Below are 11,299 nucleotides of genomic sequence, written 5' to 3'. Positions count from 1 at the left end.
AGGATGTTGCAGATGGCATACAGCGATTTCACACTTGCCAAAGTTCGAGAAACGTTTCAACTTGTAATTGATGAAAAGCGCAATCTATTCAAAGATGTGTCGCCTATTCAACCTTCCACTACTTTAACAACGCTCTTAGAAGAATATACTCAACTAGCAACTGCTATCAACACTGAAAAAGCCCGTTCCGAATTACTAATTATGCCAGTTCTTACGGAAGTTAGACGGCAGTTAAATTATCAAATATCATTGTTTTCTGGAACAGATTTTGATGTAGATAGTAATAAAGGTTTGAATGGATTTTGTGATTTCATTCTCTGCGGTTCTGAAGAACAGTTTTACATAAAAGCGCCTGTACTTACAATTATTGAGGCGAAAAATGAAAATATCAAAGGTGGTTTAGGACAATGTATTGCCACTATGATAGCTGCCCAATTATTCAATCAAAATACTCAACAAGAAGTTAAGACAATCTATGGAGTTGTCACTAGTGGAACCAACTGGCGATTTTTAATGTTGGAAGGATTAACAGCATACATTGACATAGTTGAATACTACATCAATGATGTTGATAAGATTCTCGGTATTCTGTTGCAACCATTTCAATCTGCTTTGCTACAACCATCGTTATGATAATCATCGAAAATTTATCAATCACATAACTGTAATTAAATTGCACCTAATATACTATGCACACTGAAACAGAACGCATTTTTGGAACTCTACAAGTTCTTGTTGAGCCTTACTTAACTGTTCGTTTACCAGGTCATGAAGACGGCGGTACTATTGTTCCATTTGTTTGGGACGTATCTGAACAAGGAGAATTTAATATTATCAATCTCTGTCTGGCTAATGGTTGGCTACAGCTTACAGATGTAGATATTATAATTAAAAGTTGGCAAGAATTAGAATATCTGGAATTTTTTCCCAAAATCAATTTAAGTTTGCTTGAGAAAAATATTAGAAACAATAAATTAGCAGCTTTATTTCAGTTATTGCAGACCAATTTACAAGAATTAGAATCATTTAGATTAAAGAAAGTTTATTATCCTACATCGTCTTTTGTAATTGGGAAAACAGAAGAAGGGAATTGGATTTGTATTTGTCCAACTGTTTATACAGAAACAGGAATTCCGCAAGAGCTAATTTCTCGTTCTTCTCTATCTCAATCAACCTCTAGTCAATTATACGGTCAAAACACACTAAATTTCATTTCACAAATTGAAGCAATTACCTCAGAAATAGGCACAATTTCCTTAGAAGGTGATTTTGGTGGTGGTTATTACTATAGCTACGATCATCAAATTGTTTATGGTGTTGCTGTATCTAAAGAACTAGCATTTGAACAGGCTTTTCAAAAGGCTAGACTTCTAGAACTAAAACAATTTCATAGCTTTTATACTGATAAAAACTACTTAAGCGACTACTACGAGGAAGATTATGAAGAAGTTTCTGCAAAATATGAGCAAGTTAATAAATTTTTTAACCAGAGATTTCCTGAAGTAATTATGTATAGATTCAGTTTTTTTACTCAGGAACATATATACATAATAGGTCAAAGTAACCCTGGAGATTGGGTTGGACTATATCTAAAAAGTGAATTTGTTTACAATCCCTAAACTTATTAATATCAAAAATGAAACTCGAAACAGAACAACTTCTTGCTACACTAGAATTACTCTGCTCAAGTTCGTTTGTTTGGGAAACTATAACCCGAGGTGAATTTAACCTATGGAATCTGATGATTTCCGAAGGCTTTGTTAATCTCACTGACATAGAACTTGCTTTTCAACATTGGCAAAAAATTGAAGAATGGGGAACTCCTACTAATCAGGAAGCTTCTGATTATGAATATGCCCCGCCGCGTTCTGAACGCAAGGACAACACTTGGAACGAAAATATTGCTAATGAACGCCAAGGTTACTATCAACAACTCCAGCAGTTAGTTAAAAAACATCTGCAAAATATTCAAGCATATAATTTATCTTTTCCCAAAACAGCACATCAAAGCTTTGAGTGGGGACATCCATATTTTTCCGTTTCCATTGTGGTTGGTGAAACTAGCGATCGCCATTATTTTTGTCTTGCCCCCACTGTCCCCGATCAACTAAACTATTATCGCCGCGATCGCCATCAACGCACAACACAAATTATCTGCGAAGAATCGCCAACCCAAGCAACTCAAAATCTGATCGCTGAAGTTCAAATTCTCTTAGATAAACTCGCCACAATTACCAACTACGGCTACTACCACGGCGGATACAACTACACTTACCAACATCAAATTGTCGGTGCATTAGCCAAAACTAAAACAACAGCAATTCAACTCGCATTACAAGCAGCAACGATGGTTTTTTTGGAGAAGCGAACAGTTGAATATGCTGATGATGGCTACAATAGCCGTAAACTCAGCCAGTTTATGAACCAGTGTTTGCGCGATCGCACTTGTTACAGTATCAGCTTTTGGGATGTTGGCTACACCTACGAGGTCGGACAAACCCCAGCAGGAGATTGGCTAGGAAAGCGATCGCAAAGCGAATTTGAGTACAATCCTTAGAAAGAGTAGCAAAAACCTAATGTCTAAAAAGTCTGATTCGCAGTTCCAAAATCTCTTTACTTCACAAATTTGATTTGTGAGAATTGCTCAAAAAGAATCTGCTTAAGATGCTGCAACAGCAGCACGGTCATTTACTAACTTGCCATCTTCCATATAGACGATGCGATCGGCAATATCTAAAATGCGGTTGTCATGAGTAACCAAAAGAATGGTACAGTCTTGTTCTTTAGCTAATTTTTGCATAAGGTTGACCACATCTCGTCCCGATTTACTGTCAAGGGCGGCGGTGGGTTCATCTGCTAAGACTATTTTAGGACGACCAACCAAAGCACGAGCGATCGCAACTCTTTGTTTTTGTCCCCCAGATAAATCATCAGGATAATAATTCAAGCGTTCTCCTAATCCTACCTCCTCTAATATTTGGGCTGACCGGGTTTTCATTTCTGCTGGTGAAATATTATTATGCACTTCCAAGCCCATTCTGACGTTTTGGAGTGCCGTTAAACTACCATGCAAGTTATGTGCTTGGAAAATATAACCGTTACTGCGTCGCACCTGGGTAAGTTGTCGTTTGTTAGCGCCACACAGTTCTTGTTCCAATATCTGCAAACTGCCGGATTGAGCAGAACGCAAGCCGCCTGCTAAGGTGAGAAGTGTAGTCTTACCAGAACCAGAAGGCCCTGTCATAATAATAATTTCGCCGGCGTTAATATCCAGGTTGATATCAAAGAGAACTTGCTTGCGGAGTTGACCATGACCAAAATAGTGGTCGAGATTTTTAATAGAGATTACAGAAGGCATACTAATTTTAGATTTTAGATTTTAGATTTTAGATTAGGGATTTCCCAATCCCCAGTCCCCATTACCCCTTATCCCCAGAGGGGGCCCCACCTTCCCCAGTCCCCATTTTCTAAAACATATCTGCGGGGTCAGCAGACTGTAATTTACGGGTGGCGATCGCACCAGAAATTACACACATAATCATAGTCAGTGTTAATACCGTCAAGGCTCGTCCTACGGTCATATAAAGTGGTAAATTGGTGGCATTACGAGTTAAAGCATAAAGTCCTAAAGGTGCGATCGCTCCTGGGATAAAGCCCAAGATAGCTAAAATAATCGCCTCTTCAAACACCACACCTAATAAATAAAGATTGTTATACCCCATTGCCTTGAAAGTGGCGTATTCTTTGATATGAGAATTCACATCTGTAGAAAGAACTTGATAGACGATAATCACGCCCACCATAAATCCCATTGCTACACCCAGGCTGAAGATAAATCCGATGGCTGTATTTGTTTTCCAGTAATTTATTTCAAATTCGATAAATTCTGCTCTGGTTAAAACTTTGACATCATCATCTAAATGAGCTTCTAAAGCTGCTTTCATCTGCTTTGGGTCGTAGCCTGGTTGTAGTTGCACTAAACCGAGACTGACACCGCTGGCTTCTCGTCTAGGAAATAGTCGCAGAAAGTTCTGGTCGTTGGTGATTAAAGTACCATCGGCGATGAAGGAAGCCCCGACTGAAAATAAGCCGCTAATGGTAATTGTCCGGCGTTCTATTTCGGTTGTGACAGTTTTACCTTGGTCAATTTTAGCGATCGCATCATTATAATCTCCCCTTGAGGCGCGATCGAACAAAACGGTATCTGGTAGTTTAACAGCATCTATCTGGCGGTTCACATCTGCTAAGTTAAACACTTGCCGATCGGGATTGAACCCCATAACTAATATTGTCGTCTTCTGTTGTGTTTGGGGATTTTTCCAATCAACAATGTTGACATACATTCCTTCTGCCGACTTTACACCGGGTATATCCATTGCTTGATACAGCCGTCGCCGCGTAAAGCTAGACATATTTGCTAGGTTACGTGCTTGGGGACTGATGACAAACATATCAGCCTGCATACTCCGATGCAGGATTGTGTTACTTTCAAACAGGGCAGTCTGAAACCCTAGCTGCATGAACATCAGAACATCGGCAAAGGCAATGCCTGACAATGCTACCAAAAGACGGCCTTTTTCATGACTCAGTTGCAGCCATCCTAAAGGCGTTCGCCGCCGCAGTTGCTGGATAAATCCAATCACAGTTCAATTACCGCCTTGACTTGCAAATTAGTTAAGCTAGAAGCATTTTGGCTAGATAGTTTATTCAGTTGCACATGGACTTCCACTACTCTGGCATCAATATTGCTAGAGGGATCGGCGTTAATCAGATTTTGCCGCTTTACCTGCATACCAATCCAATCCACTCTTCCCTCTAATTCATTGCGGAGGGAATCACTGCTTACCAGCACCTCTTGTCCCGGACGGACTTTCTTGATATCACTTTGGTAGACTTCTACTACTGCATACATCTGGTCGGTTTGACCTAGAGCCACAATTCCTTCATCGCCAACAGTTTCTCCGGCTCGTGTATTAATCTCCAAAATTCGACCAGCTTTAGGAGCTACAACGTATGCCTGTGCCAGTTCTGCTCTAATTTTCTCCACGGTGGCTTGAGCGCTGTCTACCTCTGCTTGTGCATTTGCTATATCTGTGGGACGGACTTCAGCAGTTTGATTCAGGTTAGCTTTTGCTTCGTTAATCTGCTGTTGCAAGCTGGCGAGGGTTTGATCTTGGTTAGCTTTTGCTTCGTTAATCTGCTGTTGTAGGGTTGCGACAGTTCTTGTCTGAGTGGCTTGGCTTTCAATTAACGCTTGAGTGGAAGTTTCGGCACTTAAACGTCTGCTATCAACTTCCTGACTAGAAATTGCTCCTGCTTTATATAAAGTCTCGTAGCGCTGTACCTCAGCTTGGGCATTACGTCTCTCGGCTGCTACGCGAGCCACTGTTGCTTGCAAGCTGCGTTGTTGCCCTTGCAATTCTGCTTCTAAACGATTAATTGTGGCTTGCTGAGTTTTAATGTTTCCTTGTAGTTCTACTTGCACGCGATTCACGGTTGCTTGACGCGCTCCAATTTCTCCCTGTTTGGCTCCAGCTTTTACCTGGTTAAGGCGGGATTTGGCAACTTGAACTTGTTTTTGGGCCTCACCTAAAGTACCTTGTAGGCGATCGCGGTTGTCCATAATCGCAACTACCTGCCCGGCTTTGACGCGATCGCCTTCTTTCACCAATAGTTGCTCTACCCGATTTCCTTCATTAGAAGAAGGCGCTGACAGTTTTATTATTTCTCCCTTTGGTTCCAACCGCCCTAATGCTGTTACTGTTTTTACCACTGGCTGAACTGCTACTGGTGCTGTTTGCTTTTCATTAGCTGTAGCCTGAAGCTTCATCAACGTATAAACACTGATTCCACCTATTGCTAGAGATGTAAGTATTGCAAGTAGAAGTGGCGATCGTAAAAGATTCTGAGAAGACCTCAAACCCTCTGAATTCGTGTTTTCCCTCATACTATTTCCCCCTTACCACCAGTAGCAAACTGTACTAAACTGTCCAGTTCAATTTATGCTAAACTAAACGGACTAGTTTAGTCAATAGGACACAACTAAACTTGTCAATCAATTTGCTTGGCATTAGGGACTTGCAAAAAATAAATTATCCCAAATCATTTTTAGATTTGTAGAGACGCAAGGTCTTGTGTCCCTAGACGGGGTATTTTTTAACAGGAAATCTCTTATGCTGCGGAATGCTGTTTCCTATTGGGATTGATTGTCTATTACAAAAAAGTACAAGCTAGAAAAGCTGATAATAGCGGCTTTAGGACTTTATCAAAGGGTATATTTATTTTCGCAATTTTGTACTAAAGCATTTTGCAGCATCTATTAATATTGTTGAGAAGAAAGGATAATTAATAAATGGTACGCATCAAAACTGACGAAGTCGATCGAGATAATTCTGTTGATAAAGTAGAGCAAATTCTGCAAGGTGCAATGCAAGAGTTTCTCCAAAATGGCTATGCTGGTACGAGCATGGATCGGGTAGCAGTAGCAGCAGGTGTTTCTAAAGCGACAGTCTACAGCCACTTTCAAGATAAAGAAGGACTATTTAAAGTACTGTTAGAGCAGCTGACAAGTAAAAAGAATAGCTCCATTTTTGGCACAGAACCGATTGAGGGAGAACCAGCCACTATAGTGCGCCAGGTAGTAACTAAAGCATTAGATCAGATGCTTAACGACAAAGAACATAGTGCATTTATGCGAGTCTTAATCGGGGAATCTGGGCGTTTTCCTGAGTTAGCTCAAATTTGTATTCGGGTGATGATTAAGCCAGTAGCGGAAACTCTCACTCACTACTTGGCGGCTCCAGAATTAAAGATACCCGATCCAGAGGCGACAGCGAGAATTCTCTTAGGAGCATTGGTACATTTCCATATTACTCAAAATGTGATGCATGGACAGGATATTATTCCAATGGAAAGCGATCGCTTGATTGATGCCTTGACACACCTGATCGCAAAATGCGCCGATTGATTGGTTATATCCCGGCGCGTGGCGCTTGTTTGGTCGGAAAGTCAAATTCACCTTGAATAACAGTTGACTGTTTTTTCCATAGAAGCTACAGTACTGTGTCCGGCTTTTTTCGTTCCTTACAAGCTGCCACCAATACATCCTCTAGCGATCGCCAGATAACTAAGCAGGAATAACTTGAACAACTAGAGCGCGTTTATCCAGCGACTGGATTTTACCTACTTGACTGAGATCGTTTGCAATTCGGTCTAGCAGTTCTCCTGCTTTGTCACGATATTGATGTTCTCGGCCTCGTAAACGAATGGCAAACTTGACAGAATCGCCTTTACTCAACCACTGACCTGCTTGTTCGATGCGTAAATTGTAATCAGCCATACCCACGTTTAGACCGAATCGAACTTCTTTTACCGTGGGTCTAGCACTCTGGCTCTGACGTTTTTTCTTTTGATATTGTAGCTTGCCATAGTTGAGAATCTTCGCGATTGGAGCGTCTTTACCTTGAGAGACTACAACTAAGTCAAGCTCTAAGCTTTCAGCTAGCTGTAACGCCTCATTGGTGTCGATTAGACCACGATTGTTATTCTCATGGTCAATCAAGAAGACGCTAGGTGATTTGATTTGTGAATTAATCAGTTGCTTTTGGATTGCGATAATGAATTTCTCCCATTTGTTCAATACTTTGCTTTACAAGCAGGTAATGCCAATTTAACACAACACTGAATCAGAGCAACTTTAAACAACACAATAGACGGCGATCTGATAGAATGAGGGACTGCGGCACTCGCTCTCAGTCTTTGCGCTACTGCCCATCCAGCTTTTCAATGATTTTTATCCGTCCGCCTAAGACTGACGCCATCATTGGCGACAGGCCGATGTTATTTTTGGAGTCTTATGTCTTTTTCCGATCTCGGCTTGTCCAATGAAATTATCCGTGCTGTTACCGAACGAGGGTACACGGAACCCACGCCAATCCAGATGCAGTCCATTCCTGCTGTCTTGTCGGGTAAAGATTTATTAGCTGGGGCACAAACTGGCACTGGCAAGACCGCTAGTTTTACACTGCCACTCTTGCATCGATTGTCGTCTAATAAGAGCAAAGGTACGCCTAATGGATACCCACCAATCCGGGCGCTGATTCTCACCCCGACTCGCGAACTCGCTGCCCAAGTGGAAGAAAGCGTGCGTGAGTACGGCAAGTACTTAAATCTTAACTCAATGGTGATGTTTGGCGGAGTCAGTATTAATCTGCAAAAACAGCGTTTGAGGAGTCGAGTGGATATTTTGGTCGCGACTCCAGGGCGACTGCTAGATCACGTACAGCAGGGTACGCTGAATTTATCGCAGATTGAGGTTTTAGTGCTGGATGAAGCCGATCGGATGCTGGATATGGGTTTTATTAATGATATCCGCCGCATCCTCTCACTCTTGCCCAAACAGCGACAGAATTTGCTATTCTTCGCTACTTTCTCAGACAAAATTAAGGCACTGGCCGCCGGGCTACTCAATAACCCGACGATGATTGAGGTAGCACGCCGCAACGTTACTGCCGACACGATCGCCCAGAAAGTTTATCAAGTAGACCGTGACAAGAAACGCCAATTACTTGCTCATTTGATTCGGCGAGATAATTGGTATCAAGTACTAGTATTCACTCGCACCAAGTATGGCGCTGACCGTTTGGTGAAACAGTTGGGCGAAGACCGCATTCAAGCATTGGCAATCCACGGTAATAAGAGCCAGCCCGTGCGTACTAACGCTCTGGCCAAGTTCAAAAATGGCACCTTACAAGTATTGGTGGCGACAGACATAGCTGCTAGGGGTCTTGACATCAGCGAACTGCCCCATGTTGTTAACTTTGATTTGCCCAATGTACCAGAAGATTATGTTCATCGTATTGGTCGCACCGGTCGCGCTGGCGCATCAGGTGAAGCTGTATCGCTAGTGTGCATCGATGAACAGCATCTATTGAAAGATATCGAAAAACTGATTGAGCAACGCTTGCCGAAGGAAGTGGTTGCTGGTTTTGCGCCCAACCCCGATATCAACCCCGAACCAATTACAAATGTACGGCAACACAGAGCCAAGCCCGGAAGTGAGAAGCGTCAGGCTCGTACTCCTAAACCGTTACCACAGACATCGGCTAAACGTAAAGCAGCGCCACCTGCCACTAATGGCGAGAAACCTGGCGCTCGTTCGTCAGCATCGCGCCGTTCTACTAAACGCGATCGCTAATATTCGTTAGCTGTTCAATAGACCTCTTTCATAAATCAAAAATAAGAAAGAACCCCACCCGAAGAGCGGGGAGGGGTTGCGGGTGGGATGTTAGGGACTTTTGCAAGAGGTCTAATAGATTGATTTTGCACGGGTTCTGGAAAACATTCAATGTAATATCTGTCACATACAGTTGTCGGAATGCAGTTAACAGTGTCATAAAGAAAAGGTGAAGGTTAACCTGTAGGGTATAACTTACCTTAGACTTGCTTGACCCCTAGCTTCGATGGATCTATCACACTCATGACTGAACTCACGTTACGCCTACAAGAGGGAGATACCGAGACAACGATCGCAGTTGACCAAGATGTATTTACAATTGGTCGTTTGCCGGAATGTAATTTGTACTTACCTTTTGGTGGAGTATCCCGCAACCATGCTCGGCTGGTAAAAACGGCTGATGGTGTGTGGACTATTGAGGATCTGGGCAGCAAAAACGGGACGCAAGTCAATAAATATCTGGTTAACTATCCTCAAGAGTTACATCACGGCGATATCGTTTGGCTGGGCAATGTCAGCCTGATAGTGCTGCTCACAACCCCTGTTTCTCAACCGACACCAGAGTATTCCGGAATTTTGGACATTAATGAGCAAAGAACAATCCTTCATAATGTCGAACAATTACAACAGCAATGGATTGCAGCTGATAGTAAAGATGGCAACATCAGCAATAAGGACAAAACTATTGCCCGTCTCAAAGATTTAGTGGACATAGCGAAAAATCTTTGTGCAGCCGCATCTATAGAAGAGATTTTTTCTCAGGTGCAGCAAGTAGTTTTTCGTTATCTTGATAGTATCGATCGCTTGGCATTATTAATTGATGTCAATGGTTGCGGCCAGTTAGAATTAATGAATGCTGCTACTAGAAATGTTTCCCAACAGAAACATCTCCCCTCTGATGGTAGTTGGATTAGTCGTAGTATCTGTCAAAAAGTCTTTGACGAAAAAGTAGTCATTCAAACAGGTGATACTCATCAGGATGAACGGTTTGCTAGCGAACAGAGTATTTTGGTCAAAGGCATTCGTAGCGCGATGGCAGTGCCTTTATGGGATGAAAATAAAGTTGTGGGCGTATTGTATGCCGATGCCAATTTTTCTTCTTATCATTGGGCAAATGAAGGTGAAGAAGAATTGAGCTTTTTTTCAGCTTTAGCAAACCTTGTAGCTTCTAGCGTGCAGCGTTGGTTATTAGTAGAAAAACTCAAAACGGAAGAGATGATTCGTCACCGACTAGAACGCTATCATTCTCCAGCAGTTGTACAACAGTTGATATCTGTAGGCGGATTACCAGGTGGTCGTTTAGCTCCCGCCGAGAGCGAAATCAGTATTTTGTTTGCGGATTTAGTGGGCTTTACGGCGATTTCTGAAAGGTTAACACCAACTGCGATCGCTCAACTATTAAATAATTTATTTGAAGAAATGCTAAAAGAAGTGTTTGGTTGCGGCGGCACTTTAGATAAATATATTGGCGATTGTATTATGGCATTTTTTGGCGCTCCAGAACCGCAAGCAGATCATGCCGAGCGCGCTGTTACTGCTGCCAAGGGAATGCTCACTCGTCTGGAACATCTGAATGCCAATGGTTTTTGGCACGAACCCCTGCAATTACGTATTGCGATTAATAGCGGTAAAGCTGTGGTGGGAGATGTCGGTAGTTCCCAAAGGGTAGACTATACAGCATTAGGCGCTACAATTAATCTTGCTGCTCGGATGGAAGCAGTTTGTCCCCCTAGTGAATGCGTGATTAGTGAAGCCACCCATAAAATGCTTTCAGAACCCTCAGACTTCCAAGAAATGGGAGATTATCGTTTCAAAGGTATTGAGCGATTAGTTAAGGTTTATCAGACAAAATTGCAACCAGTGCCAACAATAATTGCTCCAATCATTAATTTTTAGGGATTGGCATGGGCTTTGAGGTCTAGATTCTGTAATCCATCTAGTGATATTCCTATATATGGCAGTATGTCACTAAGTGACATACTCCTATAAAGATGAATGGGGAATGCTAGCAATTACGAATTACGAATTACGAATTACGAATTACGAATTACGAATTACGAATTA

The 11,299-nt window shown here is 42.1% G+C and carries 10 protein-coding genes; 6 read left to right on the top strand and 4 right to left on the bottom strand.

The genetic code is table 11. The features are described 5' to 3' along the window. The first annotated feature begins 12 nt into the window (after positions 1–12). From ACM0OX_RS03110 to ACM0OX_RS03100, 3 genes are read left to right on the top strand one after another with little or no spacing between them, the layout of a single operon-like run. Complete coding sequence (locus ACM0OX_RS03110; protein WP_414512996.1) at positions 13–633, top strand: hypothetical protein; 621 nt, start codon at positions 13–15, stop codon at positions 631–633. 56 nt (positions 634–689) lie between these two features. Beyond that, complete coding sequence (locus tag ACM0OX_RS03105; protein WP_414512994.1) at positions 690–1,619, top strand: nuclease A inhibitor family protein; 930 nt, start codon at positions 690–692, stop codon at positions 1,617–1,619. Positions 1,620–1,636: 17 nt separating this feature from the next. Then, entirely contained in the window at positions 1,637–2,557 is a 921-nt protein-coding gene (locus tag ACM0OX_RS03100; RefSeq protein ID WP_414512992.1) for a hypothetical protein, read from the top strand. A gap of 102 nt (positions 2,558–2,659) precedes the next feature. Here the strand turns inward: ACM0OX_RS03100 and ACM0OX_RS03095 are convergent, their stop codons facing one another. The 3 genes from ACM0OX_RS03095 to ACM0OX_RS03085 form a co-directional block, all read right to left on the bottom strand. Then, entirely contained in the window at positions 2,660–3,358 is a 699-nt protein-coding gene (locus ACM0OX_RS03095) for a DevA family ABC transporter ATP-binding protein (RefSeq protein ID WP_414512990.1), read from the bottom strand. Positions 3,359–3,467: 109 nt separating this feature from the next. After that, positions 3,468–4,643: an ABC transporter permease DevC gene (gene devC / locus ACM0OX_RS03090; RefSeq protein ID WP_414512988.1), complete on the bottom strand. Its 1,176-nt coding sequence runs from the start codon at positions 4,641–4,643 to the stop codon at positions 3,468–3,470. Next, positions 4,640–5,947, bottom strand: coding sequence for an HlyD family efflux transporter periplasmic adaptor subunit (locus ACM0OX_RS03085; RefSeq protein WP_414512987.1), 1,308 nt, complete (start codon positions 5,945–5,947; stop codon positions 4,640–4,642). The genes devC and ACM0OX_RS03085 overlap by 4 nt, the downstream gene beginning before the upstream one ends. Before the next feature lie 405 nt (positions 5,948–6,352). On the opposite strand from ACM0OX_RS03085, the gene ACM0OX_RS03080 reads away from it, so the two are divergent. After that, complete coding sequence (locus tag ACM0OX_RS03080; RefSeq protein ID WP_414512985.1) at positions 6,353–6,967, top strand: TetR/AcrR family transcriptional regulator; 615 nt, start codon at positions 6,353–6,355, stop codon at positions 6,965–6,967. Between the two features lie 159 nt (positions 6,968–7,126). On the opposite strand, the gene infC is transcribed toward ACM0OX_RS03080, so the two are convergent. Beyond that, positions 7,127–7,639: a translation initiation factor IF-3 gene (gene infC / locus ACM0OX_RS03075; protein ID WP_094352543.1), complete on the bottom strand. Its 513-nt coding sequence runs from the start codon at positions 7,637–7,639 to the stop codon at positions 7,127–7,129. 216 nt (positions 7,640–7,855) lie between these two features. On the opposite strand from infC, the gene ACM0OX_RS03070 reads away from it, so the two are divergent. Then, a complete protein-coding gene (locus ACM0OX_RS03070) occupies positions 7,856–9,196 on the top strand; it encodes a DEAD/DEAH box helicase (protein WP_414512983.1) in 1,341 nt (446 codons plus the stop codon). 282 nt (positions 9,197–9,478) lie between these two features. Beyond that, complete coding sequence (locus tag ACM0OX_RS03065; RefSeq protein ID WP_414512981.1) at positions 9,479–11,131, top strand: adenylate/guanylate cyclase domain-containing protein; 1,653 nt, start codon at positions 9,479–9,481, stop codon at positions 11,129–11,131. The last annotated feature ends 168 nt before the right edge of the window (positions 11,132–11,299 follow it).

This window comes from Nostoc sp. PCC 9305, from assembly GCF_963920915.1.
In the GTDB taxonomy this organism is placed as follows: Bacteria; Cyanobacteriota; Cyanobacteriia; order Cyanobacteriales; family Nostocaceae; genus Nostoc.
Note: the sequence above shows the minus strand (reverse complement) of the source record. Positions and strands in the feature narration are given on the sequence as shown.

Bases quoted from the DNA above. Each gene is read 5' to 3' on its own strand.
- ACM0OX_RS03110 (WP_414512996.1), top strand. From the start codon at position 13: ATGGCATACAGCGATTTCACACTTGCCAAAGTTCGAGAAACGTTTCAA.
- ACM0OX_RS03105 (WP_414512994.1), top strand. From the start codon at position 690: ATGCACACTGAAACAGAACGCATTTTTGGAACTCTACAAGTTCTTGTT.
- ACM0OX_RS03100 (WP_414512992.1), top strand. From the start codon at position 1,637: ATGAAACTCGAAACAGAACAACTTCTTGCTACACTAGAATTACTCTGC.
- ACM0OX_RS03095 (WP_414512990.1), bottom strand. From the start codon at position 3,358: ATGCCTTCTGTAATCTCTATTAAAAATCTCGACCACTATTTTGGTCAT.
- ACM0OX_RS03085 (WP_414512987.1), bottom strand. From the start codon at position 5,947: ATGAGGGAAAACACGAATTCAGAGGGTTTGAGGTCTTCTCAGAATCTT.
- ACM0OX_RS03080 (WP_414512985.1), top strand. From the start codon at position 6,353: ATGGTACGCATCAAAACTGACGAAGTCGATCGAGATAATTCTGTTGAT.
- ACM0OX_RS03070 (WP_414512983.1), top strand. From the start codon at position 7,856: ATGTCTTTTTCCGATCTCGGCTTGTCCAATGAAATTATCCGTGCTGTT.
- ACM0OX_RS03065 (WP_414512981.1), top strand. From the start codon at position 9,479: ATGACTGAACTCACGTTACGCCTACAAGAGGGAGATACCGAGACAACG.